At 76.8% G+C, this 20,020-nt stretch carries 20 protein-coding genes; 17 read left to right on the top strand and 3 right to left on the bottom strand.

Annotated features, from left to right (window positions below; translation table 11 throughout):
• The first annotated feature begins 184 nt into the window (after positions 1 to 184).
• Together CCE02nite_RS19980 and arfB are read left to right on the top strand one after the other, a co-directional pair.
• Positions 185 to 541 carry an iron chaperone gene (locus tag CCE02nite_RS19980; RefSeq protein ID WP_141391334.1) on the top strand — a complete coding sequence of 119 codons (357 nt, stop codon included), beginning with the start codon at positions 185 to 187 and terminating at the stop codon, positions 539 to 541.
• A 98-nt stretch (positions 542 to 639) separates the two neighbouring features.
• On the top strand, positions 640 to 1,077 hold the full coding sequence (gene arfB / locus CCE02nite_RS19985; protein WP_047233431.1) for an alternative ribosome rescue aminoacyl-tRNA hydrolase ArfB: 438 nt from the start codon (positions 640 to 642) through the stop codon (positions 1,075 to 1,077).
• A 96-nt stretch (positions 1,078 to 1,173) separates the two neighbouring features.
• Here the strand turns inward: arfB and CCE02nite_RS19990 are convergent, their stop codons facing one another.
• Positions 1,174 to 1,803: a putative glycolipid-binding domain-containing protein gene (locus CCE02nite_RS19990; RefSeq protein ID WP_141391335.1), complete on the bottom strand. Its 630-nt coding sequence runs from the start codon at positions 1,801 to 1,803 to the stop codon at positions 1,174 to 1,176.
• A gap of 62 nt (positions 1,804 to 1,865) precedes the next feature.
• Here CCE02nite_RS19990 and CCE02nite_RS19995 point away from each other — a divergent pair, with 62 nt between their 5' ends.
• Complete coding sequence (locus CCE02nite_RS19995) at positions 1,866 to 2,282, top strand: VOC family protein (protein ID WP_141391336.1); 417 nt, start codon at positions 1,866 to 1,868, stop codon at positions 2,280 to 2,282.
• Here the strand turns inward: CCE02nite_RS19995 and CCE02nite_RS20000 are convergent.
• Positions 2,279 to 2,986, bottom strand: coding sequence for a helix-turn-helix transcriptional regulator (locus CCE02nite_RS20000; RefSeq protein ID WP_218027174.1), 708 nt, complete (start codon positions 2,984 to 2,986; stop codon positions 2,279 to 2,281). The two genes, CCE02nite_RS19995 and CCE02nite_RS20000, sit on opposite strands and share 4 nt — an antisense overlap.
• Positions 2,987 to 3,217: 231 nt before the next feature.
• Between CCE02nite_RS20000 and CCE02nite_RS20005 the strand changes: the two genes are divergently transcribed.
• The 14 genes from CCE02nite_RS20005 to CCE02nite_RS20065 all read left to right on the top strand — a co-directional run bounded on the left by CCE02nite_RS20005 (position 3,218) and on the right by CCE02nite_RS20065 (position 18,985).
• Complete coding sequence (locus CCE02nite_RS20005; RefSeq protein ID WP_141391337.1) at positions 3,218 to 5,044, top strand: fatty acyl-AMP ligase; 1,827 nt, start codon at positions 3,218 to 3,220, stop codon at positions 5,042 to 5,044.
• Positions 5,041 to 5,307, top strand: coding sequence for an acyl carrier protein (locus tag CCE02nite_RS20010; RefSeq protein ID WP_141391338.1), 267 nt, complete (start codon positions 5,041 to 5,043; stop codon positions 5,305 to 5,307). The genes CCE02nite_RS20005 and CCE02nite_RS20010 overlap by 4 nt, the downstream gene beginning before the upstream one ends.
• Positions 5,304 to 6,299 carry a 3-oxoacyl-[acyl-carrier-protein] synthase III C-terminal domain-containing protein gene (locus CCE02nite_RS20015; RefSeq protein ID WP_141391339.1) on the top strand — a complete coding sequence of 332 codons (996 nt, stop codon included), beginning with the start codon at positions 5,304 to 5,306 and terminating at the stop codon, positions 6,297 to 6,299. Before CCE02nite_RS20010 ends, CCE02nite_RS20015 begins: the two co-directional genes overlap by 4 nt.
• Positions 6,296 to 7,771 carry a preATP grasp domain-containing protein gene (locus CCE02nite_RS20020; RefSeq protein WP_141391340.1) on the top strand — a complete coding sequence of 492 codons (1,476 nt, stop codon included), beginning with the start codon at positions 6,296 to 6,298 and terminating at the stop codon, positions 7,769 to 7,771. The genes CCE02nite_RS20015 and CCE02nite_RS20020 overlap by 4 nt, the downstream gene beginning before the upstream one ends.
• Entirely contained in the window at positions 7,768 to 9,084 is a 1,317-nt protein-coding gene (locus CCE02nite_RS20025) for a type III PLP-dependent enzyme (RefSeq protein ID WP_141391341.1), read from the top strand. Before CCE02nite_RS20020 ends, CCE02nite_RS20025 begins: the two co-directional genes overlap by 4 nt.
• A gap of 77 nt (positions 9,085 to 9,161) precedes the next feature.
• Positions 9,162 to 9,458: an acyl carrier protein gene (locus tag CCE02nite_RS20030; RefSeq protein ID WP_218027175.1), complete on the top strand. Its 297-nt coding sequence runs from the start codon at positions 9,162 to 9,164 to the stop codon at positions 9,456 to 9,458.
• Between the two features lies 1 nt (position 9,459).
• A complete protein-coding gene (locus CCE02nite_RS20035; protein WP_141391342.1) occupies positions 9,460 to 10,404 on the top strand; it encodes a hypothetical protein in 945 nt (314 codons plus the stop codon).
• Positions 10,401 to 11,162, top strand: a complete 762-nt coding sequence (locus tag CCE02nite_RS20040) for an acyl-CoA dehydrogenase family protein (protein WP_141391343.1) — start codon at positions 10,401 to 10,403, stop codon at positions 11,160 to 11,162. Before CCE02nite_RS20035 ends, CCE02nite_RS20040 begins: the two co-directional genes overlap by 4 nt.
• On the top strand, positions 11,159 to 12,316 hold the full coding sequence (locus CCE02nite_RS20045) for an acyl-CoA dehydrogenase family protein (RefSeq protein WP_141391344.1): 1,158 nt from the start codon (positions 11,159 to 11,161) through the stop codon (positions 12,314 to 12,316). The genes CCE02nite_RS20040 and CCE02nite_RS20045 overlap by 4 nt, the downstream gene beginning before the upstream one ends.
• The gene (locus CCE02nite_RS20050; RefSeq protein WP_141391345.1) at positions 12,300 to 14,036 is read left to right on the top strand and encodes an MATE family efflux transporter; all 1,737 of its coding nucleotides are present in this window, start codon (positions 12,300 to 12,302) and stop codon (positions 14,034 to 14,036) included. The genes CCE02nite_RS20045 and CCE02nite_RS20050 overlap by 17 nt, the downstream gene beginning before the upstream one ends.
• The gene (locus CCE02nite_RS20055; RefSeq protein WP_141391346.1) at positions 14,033 to 16,141 is read left to right on the top strand and encodes a hypothetical protein; all 2,109 of its coding nucleotides are present in this window, start codon (positions 14,033 to 14,035) and stop codon (positions 16,139 to 16,141) included. Before CCE02nite_RS20050 ends, CCE02nite_RS20055 begins: the two co-directional genes overlap by 4 nt.
• Positions 16,138 to 16,887, top strand: a complete 750-nt coding sequence (locus tag CCE02nite_RS20060) for an HAD-IA family hydrolase (RefSeq protein WP_218027177.1) — start codon at positions 16,138 to 16,140, stop codon at positions 16,885 to 16,887. Before CCE02nite_RS20055 ends, CCE02nite_RS20060 begins: the two co-directional genes overlap by 4 nt.
• On the top strand, positions 16,884 to 17,651 hold the full coding sequence (locus CCE02nite_RS20605) for a 4'-phosphopantetheinyl transferase family protein (RefSeq protein ID WP_170227391.1): 768 nt from the start codon (positions 16,884 to 16,886) through the stop codon (positions 17,649 to 17,651). The genes CCE02nite_RS20060 and CCE02nite_RS20605 overlap by 4 nt, the downstream gene beginning before the upstream one ends.
• A 5-nt stretch (positions 17,652 to 17,656) precedes the next feature.
• Complete coding sequence (locus tag CCE02nite_RS20065; RefSeq protein ID WP_170227392.1) at positions 17,657 to 18,985, top strand: condensation domain-containing protein; 1,329 nt, start codon at positions 17,657 to 17,659, stop codon at positions 18,983 to 18,985.
• On the opposite strand, the gene CCE02nite_RS20070 is transcribed toward CCE02nite_RS20065, so the two are convergent.
• Positions 18,972 to 19,772 (bottom strand): thioesterase family protein, encoded by an 801-nt coding sequence (locus CCE02nite_RS20070; protein WP_141391348.1) that lies wholly within the window; start codon positions 19,770 to 19,772, stop codon positions 18,972 to 18,974. The two genes, CCE02nite_RS20065 and CCE02nite_RS20070, sit on opposite strands and share 14 nt — an antisense overlap.
• Positions 19,773 to 20,020: the final 248 nt, after the last annotated feature.

Consider the following 20,020-nt stretch of genomic DNA (forward strand, 5'->3'; position numbering starts at 1 on the left):
TAGTCGTAGGACAGCTCGGGGAGAGTGTAGACAGGCATGGTTCCTCAGGTTCCTTCCGTCGGTATGCAGCCACGCTAGGACCTCGACCACGGTTGAGGTCAAGGTGGGCGCACTGTGATCTTGCAGGTCGGACGGACCGTCCCGCTCGCCGAGCGGTCCGCCGCGGGGGCGGGACGATGTCCCGATGGGGACCGTCACGGACTACCTGGCCGACGTCGACGAGCCGGACCGCGCGACGCTCACGCGCGTCGTCGGGGTCGCGCGCGACGTCGTGCCCGACGCCACGGAGGGCACGAGCCACGGCATGCCCGCGCTGCTCTACCGTGGCAAGGCGCTGCTCAGCGCCATGGCGTCGGCGAAGCACCTCGCGGTCTACCCGTTCAGCCCGGCCGCGGTGACCGCCGTCGAGTCGCGGCTCGACGGCTTCTCGCACGCCAAGGGGACCGTCCGGTTCTCGAGCGACCACCCGCTGCCCGACGACGTCGTCCGCGACCTCGTCGCGGCCCGCGTCGCGGAGATCGACGCGCAGCTCGATCGCTGAGGAACCCGCCCCGGACGCAGTCCGCCGGTCCGCCCCCACCGCGCGGAGGGCCACGAATCCCCTGGGCCGCGCGGGACGCCGTCGGGCACGATGGACGGATGCCCGACGACGCCCGCCCCGGCCTGCGCGTGACGACCACCCTGGTCGTCCCCGAGGCAGAGCTGTCGTGGCGGTTCTCGCGCTCGTCCGGGCCGGGCGGGCAGGGCGTCAACACGACCGACTCGCGCGTCGAGCTCTCGTGGGACGTCGCGCGGTCGGCGGTGCTCACGGAGTCCCAGAGAGCACGGGTGCTGGACCGTCTGGGCCGGCGGGTCGTGGACGGCGTCGTCACGGTCACGGCGTCCGAGCACCGGGAGCAGCGGCGCAACCGGGACGCCGCGCGAACGCGGCTCGCCGCCCTGCTGGCCGACGCCGTGGCCCCGCCCGGGCCGCCGCGCCGCGCGACCCGGCCCACCCGGGGCTCGGTCGAGCGCCGGATCGGCGCCAAGAAGCGGCGCACCGAGGTCAAGCGCCTGCGCCGCCCGCCGCAGGACTGAGCCGAGAACGACGTCACCCGCCGTCGAGCACGACCTGACGGACGGAAAGCGCCGGATGGCGACCCTCATGTCGTTCTCGGCGGGGGGGGGGGAGGGCTAGAGGCGGCGGGCTAGGTGCGGGTAGTCCACCACCAGGGCGTCGGCGTCGACCGTGAGGTCCGCGGTGAAGTCGCGCGTCGCGCTCGTGTAGGTGACGACACCCCGCCCGGTCGTGGGGTCGAGCGGCTCGCGCGCGGCGTAGACCTGGTCGCTGCGCAGGACCGCCAGGGACGGCAGGTCGACCCACGCCATGACCAGGCGCGTCTCGCCCGACGGCGGGCGGTCGCCGAGCAGCCCGAGGCGCAGGATCGGCATCGTGTTGGTGACCGGGCACAGCGCGACGTCGCAGTCGAGCGCGCCGTCGAGCGAGGCCGGGTCGGCGATCCCCGGCGCGGCGAGGCCCGACGGCGGCGTCCCCGACTCGCGCACGTCGGCGCGCCACGCGCCGTCGGGCGTCCGGACGAGATCGAGGTGGCGCGACCACCCGAGCCCGCGCACGGAGACGTCGAGGTGCTCGGTCACCCAGCCGGGGCCGGTGCGCAGCGCCCACGCGGTCGCGTACGACGTCGCGCGCGACGTGCCGAGCGCCGCGAGCCGGTCGTCGCGCACGGCGACGGTCGCGGCCTCCAGGCGGTCCGGGTCGTCGTCCCAGCCGGTCCACGCGACGTGCCTCGTCGATGCGCTCACGCGCGCCAGTCTGGGCCGAAAAGGCGGTGCCCGCGCGGCGGGACCGTGGCAGGGTCGCGCCCATGACCTCTCGCATCTCCCACACCACGTTCGACGCGCGCGACTCCTACGCGCAGTCCGTCTTCTGGGCCCAGGTCCTCGGGTACACCGACGTGCCCGGCGACCCCAACCTGCCCGGCCACGAGGAGTGCATGATCGTCCCGCCGGCCGACGCCGGGACGCCCGTCGAGAGCCGCGGCCACGTCCTGTTCGTCGAGGTGCCCGACGACAAGGAGCTGAAGAACCGCGTCCACCTCGACCTGCGGCCCACGGACCGCACGCGCGAGGAGGAGGTCGAGCGCGTGCTCGCGCTCGGGGCGACGCAGGTCGCGGACCGGCGCACGCCCGACGGCGGGGGCTGGGTCGTGCTCGCCGACCCGGAGGGCAACGAGTTCTGCATCCTGCGCAGCGACGCCGAGCTCGCGGCGGCTGCCCGTTAACGGTCGGTGATCCGGATCCAGCCGCGCTGGGCGGCCCGGGCCCCGGCCTCGAACCGGCTCGTCGCGCCGAGGCGTCCCATGAGTCCGGCGGCATGACGCCGGACCGTCCGCGGAGACACCCCGAGCCGTGCGGCGACGGCGGTGTCCGTCTTGCCCTCGGCGAGGAGCCGCAGCAGCGTGTCCTCGCTCGGTGCGAGCGCGTCGTCGGCAGCGCGCGCCCGGTCCCACTCGGACTCGGCGAGGGCCCGCAGCGCGCGGACGGCGTCCCGGTCGGTCACGGCGCGCGTGCGGTCCGGTCGGGCGACGAGGACGACCGTGTCGTCGAGCGCGACGAGCGACAGGGGCAGCGCCGGGGCCACGCGGTGCTCGACGGCGGTGCCGGGGCCGAGGACGTCGTCAGGGACGCCGGGGACCGGACGGCGGGCGGCGGCGGGCAGCGCGTCGTCGGGCGGGCTGTCGTCGGGGGTCTCGCGCTCGGGCGGGACGTCGTCCGTCGGTCCGGCGCGGGACGATCCTGCCGACTCGACCGTCACGACCCGCACGCGCGCCTCGCGGCGGGTCTGCTCGTGCACCCGCGCCCAGAGGGGGTCCGGGTCGTGACTGCTGCCGTCGTCGAGCACGAGGACGTCGCGCGCTCGACGCAGCGCGACGGCCCGCGCGGAGCGCCTGGCGCCGAGGACCGGGTCCCGCTCCGACGACGTCACACGGTGTGACTGTAGTCGACCTCCTCGGGGGTGCCGAGAGCCGTCCCGGCGGTCGGACCCTTGTGACGAACGGGGAGTTCAGCGGGCATTTGTCCTCTTCCGGACACGTCGGATTTGTTTACACCGCGTCCGTCCGCTGCCAGGCTTCCCCCGGACCGCCGGGTCGGGCTTCGTGCTGCCCGGCGTCCTCCGCGCCGGGACGGTCCCGGCGCCGGTGACGGAGGGGGCAACATGGGCGCGCAGCCCGACGACCTGACCCTCGTGGACCTCGTCCACGAGCACGCACGCGAGCGGCCGGACCACGCGGCCGTCGTCGTGGTGCCCGAGGTGGGCGAACGGCGCACGCTGACCTACGCCGAGCTCGACGCGCAGGCGGCGGCGCTCGCGGCCGACCTCGCCGCACGGCACGAGCCGGGCGACCGGGCCCTGGTCCTCTACTCGGCGACCGCGTCGTTCGTCGTCGGGATCGTCGCCTGCTTCTACGCGGGCCTGATCCCCGCCCCGTCCCCGCTCCCGGGCGGGCAGGCGTACCAGCGCGAGCGCGTGCGCGGCATGCTCGTCGACTGCGACGCCGCCGTCGTGCTCGTCGACCCGACCGCCGCGACCGAGACCACCGAGTGGGCCGAGCCGCTGCGGCGCGCCGACGGCGGACCCGTCGTCGTGACCGTGGTCGACGGCGCCACGGACGGCCCGGCCCGGCGCGGCCGCCCGGGCCCGCAGGACGTCGCGTTCCTCCAGTACACCTCCGGCTCCACGAGCAGCCCCAAGGGCGTCGTCGTCACGCACGCGAACGTCCTGCACCACCACGACGCGTTCTCGACGACCCTCGGCCTCGTCCCCGAGGACGTGTTCTGCAGCTGGTTGCCGGGGTACCACGACTTCGGCCTCGTCGGGATGCTGCTCGTCCCCCTGGGCCTCGGCGCCACCGCCGTCATCGTCCCCTCCACGTCGTTCCTCAAGCGCCCCGTCCGCTGGCTCTCCGCCATCACGGAGACCGGGGCGACCGTCACGGCGTCGCCGAACTTCGGCTACGACCAGTGCGCACGGCGCGTGCGTGACGACCAGCTCGCCGAGCTCGACCTCACCCGCCTGCGCTGGGCGCTCGGCGGTGCCGAGCCGGTGGACCCGGCCGTCCTGGACGCCTTCACGCGCCGGTTCGAGCCCGTCGGGTTCCGCGGGTCGGCCCACGGCCCGGGGTACGGCCTCGCGGAGGCGACGCTGACGGCCACGTACCCGGACCGCCGGCTCCCGCTCGTCATCACCGCGGACGAGGCGGCGCTCGCCGACGGCCGCCTGGTCGTGCTCGAGGAGGCGTCGTTCCTGACCGCGCTCCCGGACGCCGCCGCGCAGGGTCGGGGCAGCGTCGCGGGCGCGCGCCTCGTGTGCTGCGGCCCGCCGAGCGGGGTGGAGCTGCGCCTCGTCGACGACCAGGGTGCCGAGGTGCCCGACGGCACGGTCGGGGAGGTCTGGCTGCGCGGTGGCACCGTCGCGGCCGGGTACTGGGGCGACGCGGCGGCGACCGCGACGGCCGAGACGTTCGGCGCCGTCGCCGCCGACGGCACGGGCCCGTGGCTGCGGACCGGGGACCTCGGCGCGCTGCACGGCGGCCAGCTCGTCGTCACCGGGCGCATCAAGGAGCTCCTCATCGTCGCGGGGCGCAACCTGTACCCCTACGACCTCGAGCGCGAGCTGCGCCGCCTGCACCCCGGGGCCGAGGGCCGTCCGGGCGCGGTGTTCGAGGCGGAAGGTCTGCCGGGCACGCTGTGCGCGGTCCAGGAGTTCCGGCCCACGCCGGGGGCACGGCTCGACGGCGCGAGCGCCGAGGACGAGCTCGACGCCGTGGTGCGACAGATGGCCTCCCACCTGGCCTCCGTCTCGGGCGCCGCAGTGCACGACGTCGTCCTCGTGCGTCCCGGCCAGGTGCCGCGGACCACGAGCGGCAAGATCCAGCGCGGTCGGGCGCGCGACCTGCACGGCGGGGGCGACCTCGCCGAGCTCCACTCCCTGCGCGCGTCCCGGGACCGCGCGCGCACCGAGCTCGCAGGGACCCGCTCATGACCGCACCGCTGCCCGACGCTCTCGACGACCTCGTGCTGCGCCACGTCGCCGCCGCCCTGGGGGTCGCCCCGGCCGACGTCGACCCGACGGGCGACCTCGCCGGGCTCGGCCTCGGCTCTGTCCAGGTGCTGGCCCTGCTGGGCGACCTGGAGGACGCGCTGGGCGTCGACCTGGACCCGGAGGCCGTCGTCGACAACCCGACGCCCCGCGCGCTCGCCGCGCACCTGCGCAGCGTCGTGGACGTTCCCGGGACCGCGGCATGACGACCCTCGTCGACGTCGGCGCGCACGTCCCCGCGACGCGCGTGCCCATCCGCGACCTCGCGGACGAGCTGGGCCTCGACCACCTCGAGCTCGGCGTGTTCGAGCGCTTCTTCGGGCTCCGTGAGGTGTGCACGGCGCCGCACCAGAGCCTCACCGACCTGCTCGTCGCCGCGGCGCGCGCCGTGCCCGGCCTCGCGGGGAACGAGCACCGCGTCCGGTACGTGCTGGGCGCGCGCACCATCGCGACGGTCGCCCCGGTCGGGGTCAACCCCCTGCACGACGCCGCGGACCGCCTCGGGCTGGACCACGCGGTCGTGTGGACCCTCACCCAGCACGCGTGCGCGTCCGCGCTGCTCGCCGTGGATGTCGCGGGGCGCCTGCTGGCCGCCGACGGCGACCCCGACGCGCTCGCGCTCGTCCTCACCGGCGAGAAGGCGTTCAGCCCCGGGTCCCGCCTCATCGAGGGCACGACGATCATGGGCGAGGGCACGGCGGCCGTCCTCGTGGCGGCGTCCGGGCCGGCGTCCGGGCCGGCGGGCGGGTCCGCCGACGGCCCGACGGGCAGCCCCGTGCTGTCCTACGCGACGCGCACCCTGGGCGAGTACCACCAGGTCCCGCTCCCGGAGGACCTCGCCGGGCCGTTCGGCGTCGCGTACACCGAGGTGCTCGCGGAGGTCGTGCTCGAGGCGGTCGAGCGCGCGGGCCTGGCGCTCGACGACCTCGCGCTCGTCCTGCCGCACAACGTGAACCGCGTGTCGTGGCGGCGCCTGTGCTCGCGCCTCGGGCTGCCGATCGCGCGCGTCCGGCTCGACGACGTGCCCGTGACGGGCCACTGCTTCGGGGCCGACTCGTTCATCGGCTACGCCGCTGCGCGCGCCGAGGGCCGGCTGCGCCCCGGCGACCCGTTCCTCATGGTGGCGGTCGGGCTGGGTGCCACGTTCTCCGCCATGGTCCTGCGCTACGCGCCCCACGAGACGGAGGAGCCCGCATGACGGTCGAGCAGGTGGCGGAGGCCGCCGCCCCGGACGCTGCCCCGGTTGCCGTGACGGCAGCCGGCACCGAGCCGTTCCTCGCGCGGACCAAGCGCGCGCTCGCGGGCGCGCCCGACGCCCCGCTGGTGCTGCTCGGGAACTTCGAGGTCGAGGACGCGTGGGCGGTCGGGGAGGTCGGACTGCCCTCGGTCGGCGGCGCGTCGGCGACGGCCGCGCTCGTCAACCGCATGGACGAGCTCGCGCTGCTCCTCGCCGGCCCGGACGATCACGTCGTGCTCAAGGCCGAGCCCGACCCGGACCACCTCGCCCACCTGGACGCGCTCGGCGTCGGGCTCCCGACCGTGCACGTCGCCGAGTCGAGCGACCCGCTGCGCACCGTCACCCTCGACGCGCTCGACTCGCCCGCGCTGCTCGAGCGACTGCGCAGGCTCGCGGCAGACGGCGTGCGCCTCCTCGCGCACGGGACGTCGTCGGCGGAGGAGGACCTCGCGGTCGCGACGGGGCTGCGCTCGGTGCTCACCGACGCCACGACGACCAAGGCCGTCAACAGCAAGGTCTACAGCCGCGGGCTGTGCGACGAGCTCGGGATCGAGCAGGCCCGCGGCTGGGCGTGCCGCACCGTCGAGGACTTCGAGCGCGCGTGCGCGGAGGCGGCACGGCTCGTCTCGGACGGCGCGACCGTGGGCGTCAAGGACGCGTACGGCGTCTCCGGCAAGGGGATCCTCGTCGTGGACGACCCGCGCCGCCTCGACCAGCTCGTACGCATGGTCACGCGCCGGGCCGCGCGCTCGGGCGACGACCGCCTCGCCGTCGTGGTGGAGGTCTGGGCGGACAAGGCCACCGACCTCAACTACCACTTCACGGTCGCGCAGGACGGCTCGGTCACGTTCGACTTCGTCAAGGAGGCGATCACGGAGGGCGGGGTCCACAAGGGCCACCGGATCCCGTCGCGGCTGCCCGCGGTGCAGGTCGACGCGCTGGCCGCGCTGTCGGGCCGGCTCGGCGCGCGCCTCGCCGCCGACGGCTTCCACGGCCTCGTCGGGGTCGACGCGCTCGTGCGCACGGACGGCTCCCTCCTTCCGGTGCTGGAGATCAACGCGCGCAGCAACATGTCCACGTACACCGTCCCCCTCCAGGAGCGGTTCCAGCCAGAGGGGTGGGTCGCGCTCGCGCGGCAGTACCCGCTCGTGCTCGACGCGCCGCTGTCGTTCGCGGCGCTCCACGACGTCCTCGGCGACCTGCTCCCCGGCGCGGCCGGGCAGGCGGGCCTCGTCGTCCAGGGGACGGGCACGGTCAACGCCGGCGCGTCGTCCCCGACCCCGGGCGGCACGTTCGCCGGCCGGCTCCACGGCCTGCTCGTCGCGCCCGACGAGCAGGCGCTGACCCGCCTCGACCGCGCCGTGACGGAGCGGCTGGCCGGGCGCACCGCTGCAGGACCGACCGCGGACCCGACCGAAGGAGACCCCCGATGACCGCGACGCCGAGCCGGCCGACGCCCGGGAGCGCGGACCTCGCCGCGGTCGCGGAGGAGTTCGGCACGCCCGTGTACGTGTACGACGGCGACGTGCTCGCCGCGAACTACCGCGCGCTGCGCGAGCGGCTGCACCCGGCGCTGGGGATCTTCTACTCGCTCAAGGCGAACCCGAACGTCAGCATCTGCGGGCTGCTGCACTCGCTCGGCGCGAACGCCGAGGTGTCGTCGCTCACCGAGCTGCGGACGGCGCTCGCGGCGGGCGTCGAGCCGCAGGACGTGCTGTTCCTCGGGCCGGGCAAGAGCCGGGACGAGCTCGTGGCGTGCCTCAACTCGGGCGTGCGCGCGATCATCGTCGAGTCGCTGCCGGAGCTGGCGCTGGTGGACGAGCTCGCCCGCGCGACCGGGCGTCCCGCGCGCGTGGTGCTGCGCGTCAACCCGTCGTTCTCCGTCAAGGGTTCCGGGCTGACGATGGGCGGCAAGCCGCGCCAGTTCGGCATCGACGAGCAGCAGCTGCTCGACGCGCCGGACCTGTGCGCCGGGCTGACGACGGCCCGCGTCGTCGGGGTCCAGGTGTACATGGGCACGCGCATCCTCGACGAGGGCACGATCGTCGAGAACACGACGCGCATCTTCGAGCTCGCGGAGCGGCTCGCCGACCGGCTCGGCTTCCCGCTCGAGCTCGTCGACGTCGGCGGGGGCCTGGGCGTGGCGTACTTCGAGCGCGAGCGCGACCTCGACGTCGAGGTCCTCACCGCGGCGCTCAACCCGGTGGTCGAGGCGTTCGTGCAGCGGCACCCCGCGACGGACCTCGTCATGGAGCTCGGCCGCTACCTCGTGGCGCTGTGCGGCACGTACGTCGCGCGCGTGCGCTACGTGAAGGAGTCGATGGGCGAGCGGTTCGCCGTCGCCGACGGCGGGACCAACCACCACATGGCGGCGGTCGGTATCGGGTCGTTCGTCAAGCGCAACTTCCCGATGCGCAGGGTGGGCCCCGCGTCCGGCGCCGAGGACGTGCCGTGGAACGTCACCGGCCCGCTGTGCACGCCCAACGACACGATCGGCAAGGCCGTCCCGCTCCCCGCGGACCTCGCGGCCGGCGACCTCGTCGCCGTCGACCGGTCCGGCGCGTACGGCGCGACGGCGTCGCCCGTGCACTTCCTCAGCCACGGCTACCCCGCGGAGGTGCTGACGCTGGGCGACGAGTCGTTCCTCGTGCGGCACGCGGACACGCCCGACGACCTCCTGTCTCGCCAGGTCTTCCACGACCTCGGCGCGCGCGTCGCCCCGACCGAGGCCGTCGCCGCCCCCTGACCCGCCGGCCGACCCGGCCGGCACCCAGCCGCCGCCCGCACCGCGGGCGCACGACCCACCATCCGGAGGTACGCACCGTGAGCATCGGCACCCCCACGAACACCGAGTCCCAGGAGTCCCTCGGCCGCGAGCGCGTCGTCGGCGCGGTCGTCGAGGCGCTGTCGAGCGTCCTCGGGCGCCCGCTGCCCGACGTCACGGACGCGACCCGCCTGTTCGACGACCTCGACCTCGACTCGACGAGCGTCCTCGGCCTGCTCATGGCCCTCGAGGACTCGCTCGACATGGAGGTCGACCCGGAGTCGCTCGAGCAGCACCACCTCGAGAGCGTGGGCTCGCTGACGGACTTCGTCGTCGAGCACTCGACCCGGAACTGACGTGACGCTCGGGGGCAGGAGCAGGACGGCATCCTGGGCGACGCCCGGCGGCGCCGTCCTGCGGGTGCGGGGCGTCGTGGACGTCCCGGTCGACGACCTCGTCCCCGTCGGGGACGGCACGCGCCGGTCGGTCGCCGAGGACCTGCGGTACGTGTACGGGGAGGACCAGCCGACAGACTGGCTGGAGACCGGCCCGGGACGGGACTACCCGACGATGATCCGCGCGGCACGCTCCGCGCTCGCGGAGCGCGGTCTGCTCGACGACGTGCGCCTCGTCGTCCTCGTCGTCACGACCCCCGACCTCCAGCACGAGCGCCTGCTCGGCGGGTTCGTCGCCGACCTGTTGGACGACCGGCCGTACACGTTCTGCGTGACGGAGCAGGGGCTGGCCGGACCGTTCACCGCGCTGCGGCTCGCGCACGAGGAGCTCGCGCACGGCGGCCCGCAGGGTGCCGGGCTCGGGGGCGACGCCCTCGTCCTCGTCCTGGAGCAGTGCACGCTGCCGCCGACGGCGACGCGCGTGCCCGCGCGCGACCGCGTCGTCGCGCTCGTCGTCGGGCACGACGGCGCGGGGCGGCCGGTCGAGGCGCTGTCGGTCGCGCGCGCGCCCCGCGGGCCTCGTCCGGCTGCCGCGGCGCACGACGTCGCTCAGGTACCGGGGCGTGAGGCGTCGCCCGACGCGCGCCGCGTCGTCCTTGGCGTCGACGTCGACCCGGGCGAGGTGCCCGACGCCGACGACGTCGTCCTGCACGCCGACCCGGGCGCGGCGGCGACGGGCGTCTGGGAGGTCCTCGCCGCGTGCGACGACGTCCCGGACGCGCCGGTCGTCCTGCACGAGCGGTGCCTCGAGCTGGGCTACCGCTGCTCGCTCGTGCTCGGCCCACGCGCTGTCCAGGCAACCTCCCCGGGAGCCGACGACCTGGCCCGAGAGGCGGTGCTCGCATGAGCACGGACGTCGTCGCCCCCGTCGCGGCCGGCGGGGTGCTGCCCGAGGAGGGTGGCGCAGGGGTCCGCGCGGACGGCCCTGCCGACCTCCGTGCCGTCGCGCGCGAGCTCGGCGCGGTCGCGGCGCTCACCGCCCTCGGGGGCCTGCTGCCCGTCGCGGCGCTGCCGGGCGAGTGCGTCCTGCTGCCCGACGACGTCCCGCCCCCGGGCGGGTGGGCGCGGGTCGGCGACGTGGCGTCGGACGTCGGCACGCTGCGCGTGTGGCGGGCACCCCGCGCCGCCGTGGCACCCGGAGCGGGCGCACGCGCCACCGACGCCGCCTGGCGCGTCGGCGTCGCCTGGGTCCGGACCGGGCTGTGCGAGCGTCTGACCGACCGGGCCGTGGAGCGGCTGCGCGGCCGGACGGTCGGCGGCACGGCGACGGTGAACCTGCCGCCCGTCCGCCTGGTCCTCGCCGACGCGGCGCTCGCCCACCTCGAGGCGCAGTCGCTCCTGGGCGGGGTCGCCTCGCGGGAGGAGGCCCCGGCTGCCGGGTCGCCGGATCGACGCGCCATGGTCTCCGGGTCCTCGCTCGCGCGCGTCACGGCGGTGCTCGACCGCTCGTCGCGTGCCGTCCACAACCTGTTCGGCGCGTCGGGGTACGTCGACGGCGACGCCGCACGCCTCGCGCGCACGATCGACCTGCTCGGCCACGCGAGCGGGACGCTGCCGGGCGTCGTCGCCGAGACGTCTCACCGCCGGGAGGGGCAGGACGCATGACCACGGTCGACCTCGTCGCGCTGCGCGACCACCTGCGGCCCGTCGGCGCGGCGCTCCGCGAGCACGCCCTCGCGATCGACGCCGACCCCGCCGCGCTCCAGGACCTCCTGGACTCCGGCGCCCTGCCGTACCGACAGCTCGGCGGACTCCCGCCGGGGTACCTCGACGACCCGCTGCGCGTGCGGGGCGTGCCGGTGCACGTGCGTACGTGCGTGGAGCGCGTCGTCGTCGCCGAGGCGCTCGCGTGGGGCGACGCGTCCGTCGTCGTCGGGGCGCCCGGGCCGTCCATGTCCGGGGTCGTCGTGGACGACCTCGCGGACGACGAGCAGCGCGACCGCTTCTACCGTCGCGTGGCCCAGCCGGGCACGTGGACGTTCTTCGGCCTCACCGAGCCCGACCGCGGCTCGGACGCCGCCGCCCTGGAGACGGCGGTCGACGAGGCCGGCGGCGCTCCCGTGCTGCGGGGGCACAAGAAGTACGTGGGCAACGTCGCGCGCGCGAGCCTCGGCGTCGTGTTCGCCCGGCACCGCCCGGGCCCGCTGGGCGTCGGGGTCTACCTCGTCGACACCGACCGGCCGGGGTTCGACGCCGCGCCGCTCGTGACGACCGGGATGCGCGCGGTGCAGCTCGGCGAGGTGCGGCTGCACGACGTGCCCCTGCTGGAGCAGGACACGCTCGGGCGGCACCTGTCGCCGTCGCGTCGCGGCCTCCTCGGTGCGGTGCGCACCTTCAACCGGCTGCGACCCGTCGTCGCCTCGCTCGCGGTGGGCGTCACGCAGGCGGCGCTCGACCACGTGCGCGTCGAGCGGTCGTCGTTCACCGCCGACGAGCGGTGGCGCCTGGAGACGTTCGACGACCGGCTCCACGCCGCGCGCGCCCTCGTGCTCCAGGCCGCGCGGGCCGCCGACGCGGACCCCGCGGACGGGACGCTGCCCGCGGCGGCCAAGGCCACCGCGCTCGACCTCGCGGAGGAGGTCACGCACGCGGTGCCCGCGCTGCTCGGCCCCGGCGCGCGGTGGGAGCACCCGTACCTCGACAAGCTGGTCCGCGACGTGCCCGGCCTGGAGATGATGGAGGGCACGCGGACCGTCCAGCGGCTCACCCTCGCGCAGGGCTGGCTGCAGGGCAGGGCACGGCATGCCGAGCTCGTCTAGGGAGCCGGCCGCGACCCCGGTCGCGACCGCCTCGCCGCCACCGGCCGTGGAGCCGACGGTCGGGACCCTGCGCCGGCGCGTCGTGCGCCTCGCCGCCCCGATCTGCGCGGCGCTCGTCGTGGGGGCGCTCGCGCAGCTCGTCGTCGCGGCGCTGCTGGGGCACATGGGCGACGACGCGCTCTACGTCCGGTCGCTCTTCATCCCCGTGACGTTCCTCGTGCTCGCGGTCCAGGAAGGCCTCGACGTCTCGACGCAGGTCGGCTTCGCGCGCCTGCACGGGTCCCGGGTCCGGGCACGGGGGCGCGACACCGGGGACGGCGCGGGCGACGACGTCGTCGCGGCCGTCCCGACGTCGGCCACCACGGCGCTGCTGGGGCGGTTCGTGGGTGGCGGTGCGGCGGTGCTCGGCGGGGTCGCGCTGCTCGTGGTCCTCGCCGCCCCGGCGCTCGCCGACGTGCTGTCCGTGCCCGCGCCGCTCGTCGCGGAGTTCGTCGCGTTCGCGCGCTGGACCGTGGTCGCGAGCGTGCTGTCCGTCCCGACGGCGGTGGCGGCCGCCGCGCTGCGGGGGTGGGCGCGCACCGGGGCGTCGGCGACCGTGGCGCTGCTCGTCGCGGGGCTCCAGGTGCTCGTCGTGTGGCTCGTCGGGCTCGTGGCCGGGTTCGGCGTGCTCGCGGTCCCGGTCGCGATCGCGGGGTCGACGCTCGTCGGCGCGGCCGTCGCCTGGGCGCTCCTCGTGCGCGCCCGGCTCCTTCCGCGGCCGGGCCACGTCCCCGGGCTGCGACGCCTGCTCGCGCTGCGTCACCACCCGGCACCGCGGCGGCTCGCCGCGGCGTGGCGACGGGCGCTCCGCGCGCTCCCCGCGGGCTCGTGGACCACGCCCGCCCCGCCGCCTCCGTCCTCCACGACGCCCCCGGTCGCGGCACCGTCCGCCCCGACGGGTGCTGCGCCGTCCGACCCGCTCGCCGTCCCGCCGGCCGCCGAGCCGACGACGTCGGACGATCCTCCCGAGGATGTCGTGGTCGAGCGGATCGACGTGCGCGGGCTGCTCCTCGGCGTCGGCCTGCCGGTCGGCCTGTCCTACCTCCTGCTCACCGTGACGAACCTCGTCATGGTGTGGGTCCTCGGGCCGTCGGGCACGGACGTCGTCGCCGGGTTCGGCGGCGCCGCGACGGTCCAGACGCTCGTGATCGTCCCGGCCATAGGGCTCGCCGCCGCGGTGAGCATCGTCATGAACCAGCAGTGGGGAGCGGGCGAGCTCGGCCTGCTGCCGCGCACGCTGCGCGCGGGCACCGTCGTCGTCGCGGGCGTGTACGTGGTGGTGGGGGCGCTCGTCCTCCTGACCGCGCCGCTCGTCGCGGGCCAGCTCTCCGCGGACCCGGACGTCGCCGCGCAGGCGGCGCTCTACCTGCGCGTGGTCGGGCCGTCGTACGCGGGCGTCGGGCTCGTGCTCTTCCTCCTGACCCTGCTCGAGCAGCTCGGGTACGGGCGCGTGGCCGTGACGCTCAACGTGCTCTACCACGCCGTCTCGCTCGGCATCGGCGGCACCCTCGCGCGCGCGGGCGGCGGTCCGACCGCGCTGTACACGACGATCGCCGTGACGAACGTCGTCGGGCTGGTCGTCATGCTCCCCGTCGCGGTGCGCCTCGTCCGTCGGCGGGCCACGGAAGAGCCGGCCGAGGCGGTCGAGCGGGCCGGTTCGGCCGTGGAGGTCGCGCCGTGACCGCGCGGGGGGCGACGCCGCCGGTGCAGGACGTGCCGGTCGGTACCGCCCCGGTCCGCACGGCACCGGTCCGCGACGTGCCCGGAGCGGGCGCGGTCCCGCGTGCGGCGGCCGGTCCGGGCTCGGACGCCCCCGAGCCCGTGCTCAGCGTCGTCGTCATGCACCACCCGGCGCGGGGCGACGTCTCGGACCTGGTCGCGGCGTGCGCGCCGCTCGACGTACGGGTCGTCGAGGACCCCGACCCCGACGGCCCGCCCAGCCCGCTGCGCACCGCCAAGCGCGCGTGGGCCGCCGTCGCGCCGGGCGCGACGCACCACCTCGTGCTCCAGGACGACGTCACACCGGTCCCGGGGTTCGCCGAGCTCGTCCTGCGGGCCGTGCGCGCCCGGGACCGGCACGCCGTCGCGCTCTACTCGAACTGGAACAGCCCGCGCAACGCCTACCTCGTGCGCGCGGCGGCCGCCGCCGGGCAGGCGTGGGCGCCGCTCGGCCACGACGAGTGGGTGCCCACGCTCGGCCTCGTCCTCCCCGCGGTCGGCGCGCTGCGCCTCGCTGCCCACCTCGCGGCCCTGCCCGACGACGAGCGCGACGACGACGAGGCCGTCGTGACGTTCTGCGCGCGCGAGGGCTACCCCGTCGTCGCGACGCTGCCGCACCTCCTGGAGCACGGCGACGGCCCGAGCCTCGCGGGCAACGACGCGCACGGGGCTCGGCACGCGACGGTCCCGGCGGGCGACGCCGTCGACCCGGACGCGTGGGACCTGCCCGGCCTCGACCGCGAGCCGTCGCGCTCGCCGGCGACCCTCCGGCCGGTCGCGGTCACGCTCGAACGCTCGCGCTGCACGCTGCGCGTGCTCCGTCCGGGCGCCGGCGAACCGCTCGAGCACCCGTTCGGCTGGGGCTGGGACGCATGGTCGTGGTGGCTCGGCGTCGACCCGGCGACGGTCGCGCACGACGTGTCGGTGCTCGTCGCGGGCGCCTCCCCGGAGCTGGACCCCGTCTCGCGCGCCGCGCTCGGCGAGCTCGGCGCGGCGTGCTGGCTGCTGGGTCACGACGTCGCCCGCACGGCCTGGCCGACCCCCGCCGGCCCGGACGCCCCGGCGCACCGGGCCGCTGCCGTCCGGACGTGGGTGCTCTCCGGCCTCCTCCCCGCCGACCGCCCGGAGCCCGTGGTCACCGAGCTCGTCGCGTTCGGCCTCGACGCGCTGCTAGCGGGCGAGACGCGGACCAGCACCCCGCCGAACCCGGGGTCAGGGGCGAGTTCGACGCCGGGGTGGCCCACAACCCCGGGTTCGGCACCGGTCGTCGGGGGGCGGGTGGGCGACGGGGCGGCCAGCGCCGGCCTCGAACGGGCCGCGCTCGCCGCCGCGCGGCTCCTCGGGGAGCGTGACGCCGAGGTCGTGTGCCGCGCGGCCGGACCCGCGGTGCCGGTGCGCGTCGTCGTGCACGACTGCCCGGCGTGCGGCGCGCGTGCCGAGGACGCGGTGCGTCGCCTCAGCGCGCAGGTCGACCTCGACGGCGCCGCCGAGCACCGGGTCGCCGGGCCCGATGACGCCGTGGGCGTCGGCGGGACGCCCTCGGGTCGATCCGACCGTCCCGAGACGCCCGAGACGTCCGACGCTCCCGCGGCGCCTGACGTGCCTGACGTACCCGAGACGGTCGAGGCCCCTGCGGCGCCTGACGCACCCGACGAATTCGCGGCACCCGACGGGCCTGACGCCCGGGCCGTCGTCGAGGTCCTCGCGTGCGAGCACGTCGAGACGCGGGGGCTTCTCGGGGTCGACCCCGGCGGACGCTACGTCTCGCGCGGGCTGTGGGCGTCGCGCAGGACGGCGGCCGCACCTCCGGGCGCGACGACGGGCGAGCCGCACGGGTGGCCGGGGCACCTGGCCGACGCTCCGGGCCGCACCGCGGCGGACGTCCTGGTGGCGCTCGCGGGCGCCGTCGCCGCGCACGTGCTCCCGGTCGTGACGCGCGCGGACGGGGACGCGCCCGGCCGGCCGAGCCCGGCCGCGCTGGGCGTGCAGCACGCGGCGGGACCCGTGCAGCGGTACGCAGAGGTCCACGCCGAGGCGCGGCTCGCGCGTGCGGAGACGCTGCTGTGAACGCGACCCCGACCGCCCCGTCGGACCGTGCGTCGGCGGGCGCGTGGGTATGGCGCGGCGCGGCCCTGCTGCTCGATCTCGACGGGACGCTCGTCGACTCGTCCGCCGCGATCGAGCGGCACACGCTCGCGTGGGCGGCCCGGCTCGGGCTCGACGGCGACGCGGTGGTCACGGCGTCGCACGGCCGTCGCGACGTCGAGGTGGTCCGCCTCGTGGCGCCGGACGCCGACGTCGCGCGCGAGGTCGAGTGGCTGCACCGCATCTCGTGCGACGACACCGAGGGCGTCGTGGCCGTGCCGGGCGCCGCGGCACTGCTGGAGGGTCTGGACCCGCGGGCCTGGACGGTGGTGACGTCGGCGGCGCGCGAGGTCGCGCTCGCGCGCCTGACGGCCGCCGGCCTGCCGGTGCCGGCACGGTTCGTGGGCGCGGAGGACGTGGCGCGCGGCAAGCCCGACCCGGAGGGGTTCCTCGCCGGGGCGCGGCTGCTCGGCGTCGACCCGCGGCGGTGCCTCGTCCTGGAGGACTCCGCCGCGGGGGTCGCGGCGGGTCGGTGCGCGACGGCGACCGTGCTCGCCGTCGGCCCGGACGACGTCCCCGGAGCGCACCACGGCGTCGCGGACCTGCGCCCGGTCGCCGCCCGCGCGGTCGACGGTCAGGTGGAGGTCGTCGTGACGCGGCGTGCCGCGGGCGCGTCCGAGCCTCCGTCGGAGGGGCTCGGCGACGCCCTGCCGGAGCAGGTCGCGTGAGCGCGGTCGACCTGAAGCCGGAGATCGAGCTGTGGTTCGTCACGACGACCCCGCTCCCCGCCGAACACGACATGGGGGCCGTTCTGGGCTCCATCCCGACCGTCAGGTCGTGCTCGACGGCGGGTGAGGTCGTGCTCGGTGCTGACGTGCTGGACGCGGCGGAGCGCGACCGTGCCCGCCGCCTCGCCTCGCCGGCCGACGCCGCACGGTACGTGCGAGCCCACGTCGCCGCGCGCGAGCTCCTCGCGGCGCGCACGGGTCTGCGGCCCGCGGACGTGCGCTGGGAGGTGGGACCGCACGGGAAGCCGGGTCCCGTCGTCGGGCAGCGGTGGAACCTCAGCCGCAGCGGCGACCACGCGCTCGTCGCGCTCGCCGAGACGGACGTGGGCGTCGACGTGCAGGTGCGCGACCCGCGCGTGGACGTCCACCGCCTCGCCGCGCGGTTCCTCGCCCCGGGGGACGCGCGGTCGGGCACGGACGGGGACCTGTGGCGGCGGTTCTCGCGGCTGGAGGCCTGCGCCAAGGCGGTCGGGGGGCGGCTGCTCGACGTGCTCGGGCTCGACGTCCGGGCCCCCGGGATCGTGCGGGCCGACGGCGGCCCGTGGCGCGGGCAGGAGTGGTGGGTGAGCGACGTGGCGGCACCTGCCGGCGCCGTGGCGGCCTGCGCGACGCCGGGCCCGCGGCCGCACGCGCCCCGCACCCGGGTCCGGGGCGCGGAGCCGCCGTCGCCCACGGGGCCGTTCGGCGTCGGAGGTACGCGGTGAGGGTCGTGCATCAGCTCGAGGTCGGCGGGCGCGCGGGCGAGGGTCCCGCGACGTGGGGCCAGACCGCGATCCGGCGCGCGCTCGCCGCGCTGGAGCCGCTGGACCACCAGTTCAACCTCGTGTGGGGCGGACCGCTCGACGAGCCGGTGCCGACCGAGGCCGCCACCGCCGTCGTGCGGGCGCTCGTCGAGCGGCACGACTCGCTGCGGACGCGGATCCACCCGCGCGGCGACGGCTTCGTCCAGGAGCTGTGCGGCCCCGGGACGGTCGAGGTCGTCGAGGAGCGGGTCGCCGACGTCGACGAGGTCGCGGCGTGCGGCGCGCGGCTCCGCGACGAGCTCTGGGGCCGCGCGTTCGACTATCCGAGCGAGCTGCCCGTGCGGGCCGGCCTCGTGACGGTGGACGGCGCGGTGCACCACACGACGCTCGTCGTCGCGCACACCGCGCTCGACGGCTGGGGGCTCCCCGTCCTCGACGCCGACCTCACGGCGCTCGCCGCGGGCGGCGCGCTGCCGGACCCCGGGGCGTGGACGCCGCTCGACGAGGCGGCCTGGCAGACGTCGGACGAGGGACGACGTCACGACGCCGCCGCGCGCGCACGCACCCTGCGCACCATGCGCGCCGCCCCGGCTCGGGTCTTCGCGCCACGCCCCGTCGAGGCGTCCGGCGGCGGGCCACGGTACCGGCAGACGGTCCTGCGCTCGCGACGTCTGGGGCCGGCGGCCGAGCGCGTGGCCGCGCGCTGGCGGACGAGCACGTCGGGCGTCCTGCTCGCGGCGTCGTGCCGGGCGCTCGCCCTCGCCGCGGGCCGAGACGACCTCGCGCTCCAGGTCATGGTGAGCAACCGCTTCCGCCGGGAGCTCGCCGAGGCCGCCGTGACGACGGCCATGGAGGGCCTCGTGCACGTGGACGGCCTCGACGCGCCGTTCGACGAGGTGGGCACGCGGGTCTGGCGCGCGGCGATGACGGCGTACCGGTCGGCGTACTACGACAAGGACCGGATCCAGGCGGAGGTCGCGGCCGACCCGTCGACCGCCCACGACGGCACGTGCTGGTACAACGACCGCCGCGGCACCGGTCCCGACCGGACGCTGCGCGCCCGCCCGTCGCGGTCGCGCCGGCTCGCGCGCGCCGACGCGTCCGACGAGCAGGGTGGCGTCACGCTCACGCTGCACCTCGTCGACGCCCCGGGCGGGGGCATCGACGTCGTCCTCACGGCCGACACGACGCGCCTGGACGACGCGACGGCGGAGCAGGTCGTCCGGGACGTCGAGCGCTGCGTGCTCGACGCAGCACGCACGGGGAGCCCTGGCGGGACGGTCACGCGCCGGTAGGTGCACCCTCTGGCGCGGCCGGCGAGCGGACGACGAGGGCTTGGGCGAGCGTCCCGAACGGTCCGGCCTCGTCGTGGAGCGTGCTGTGCGTGACTCCGACGCCTGCGGGGCCGAACACGACCGAGACGTCCAGGCCGACCCAGCCGCCCAGCGGCGCGCGGAAGAGGTGGGCCGTGAGGTCGACGTTGGGGAAGGCGACCTCCCGCGGGTCCGCGCGCACGGCCATGCCGTTGGCGGCGTCGAGCAGACCTGCGGTGCGCGCGAGCGGCCCGACCTCCTCGTCGGCGACGAGCGGGACGTCGGTGCGCACCCAGACCGTCGCGCGTCCCGGCTCGACCGCGGTGCGGCGAACCTCGAGGGAGTCGATGAAGCCGCCGGGCCAGACGGTCGCGGGTTCCCAGGGTGGCGTCCGGTCCGGTCCGGGGACGGGTGCCGGCGCACCGCCGGCGAGGCCGACGGTGTCACCCGTCCGCGCGAGCCACGCCCGGAGCGAGACGGCGCAGCGGCCCGCGCACCACAGCGTCGCCTCGACGAGCTCGACGCCCCGCCCGGGGCGGAGCACCCGGACCCGCGTCTCCACGTCGCCGATCGGGAAGACGCCCCAGATGTCGTAGGCGAGGCGCGAGACGGCGAGGTCGTCGCGTCCGCGGGCGACGCGGTCGGTCTCGACGACGTGCGCGAGCAGCCCGAGCGCGGGCGCGACGTGCTGCTCCTCGGTGCGCCACGCCCCGCCCACGTGCGGGCTCGCGCGGAACGTCGTCGCGCCGGTGCGGAAGAAGTACGCCATCGTGCTCCTCGGTGTGGTGGTCGCTCGGCCCTGCGAGCGGGGGACCCCCTGAGTGTGCCCCGTGCGGCAGCGCTCGGTGCCCAGGGGCGGCACCGACGCCTCCGACGCCGTGCGGGCTCTCGCGGGCGTCCGAGGGACGGGCTGCCGCCGGACGTCAGGGGGCGCCGAGCGCGGCACGAGCGGCACGCGCGACGGCCGCCGCGAGGCGGTCGAGCGACGTGGAGTGCAGCCGCCACTGCTGCCAGTGC

The organism is Cellulosimicrobium cellulans (assembly GCF_006539945.1).
GTDB classification, from domain to species: Bacteria; Actinomycetota; Actinomycetes; order Actinomycetales; family Cellulomonadaceae; genus Cellulosimicrobium; species Cellulosimicrobium cellulans.

Coding starts and splice junctions, on each gene's coding strand:
- CCE02nite_RS20050 (WP_141391345.1), top strand. CDS start 12,300: ATGCCGAGCTCGTCTAGGGAGCCGGCCGCGACCCCGGTCGCGACCGCC.
- CCE02nite_RS20005 (WP_141391337.1), top strand. CDS start 3,218: ATGGGCGCGCAGCCCGACGACCTGACCCTCGTGGACCTCGTCCACGAG.
- CCE02nite_RS20025 (WP_141391341.1), top strand. CDS start 7,768: ATGACCGCGACGCCGAGCCGGCCGACGCCCGGGAGCGCGGACCTCGCC.
- CCE02nite_RS20070 (WP_141391348.1), bottom strand. CDS start 19,772: ATGGCGTACTTCTTCCGCACCGGCGCGACGACGTTCCGCGCGAGCCCG.
- CCE02nite_RS20015 (WP_141391339.1), top strand. CDS start 5,304: ATGACGACCCTCGTCGACGTCGGCGCGCACGTCCCCGCGACGCGCGTG.
- CCE02nite_RS20040 (WP_141391343.1), top strand. CDS start 10,401: ATGAGCACGGACGTCGTCGCCCCCGTCGCGGCCGGCGGGGTGCTGCCC.
- CCE02nite_RS20020 (WP_141391340.1), top strand. CDS start 6,296: ATGACGGTCGAGCAGGTGGCGGAGGCCGCCGCCCCGGACGCTGCCCCG.
- CCE02nite_RS20010 (WP_141391338.1), top strand. CDS start 5,041: ATGACCGCACCGCTGCCCGACGCTCTCGACGACCTCGTGCTGCGCCAC.
- CCE02nite_RS20045 (WP_141391344.1), top strand. CDS start 11,159: ATGACCACGGTCGACCTCGTCGCGCTGCGCGACCACCTGCGGCCCGTC.
- CCE02nite_RS19995 (WP_141391336.1), top strand. CDS start 1,866: ATGACCTCTCGCATCTCCCACACCACGTTCGACGCGCGCGACTCCTAC.
- arfB (WP_047233431.1), top strand. CDS start 640: ATGCCCGACGACGCCCGCCCCGGCCTGCGCGTGACGACCACCCTGGTC.
- CCE02nite_RS19980 (WP_141391334.1), top strand. CDS start 185: ATGGGGACCGTCACGGACTACCTGGCCGACGTCGACGAGCCGGACCGC.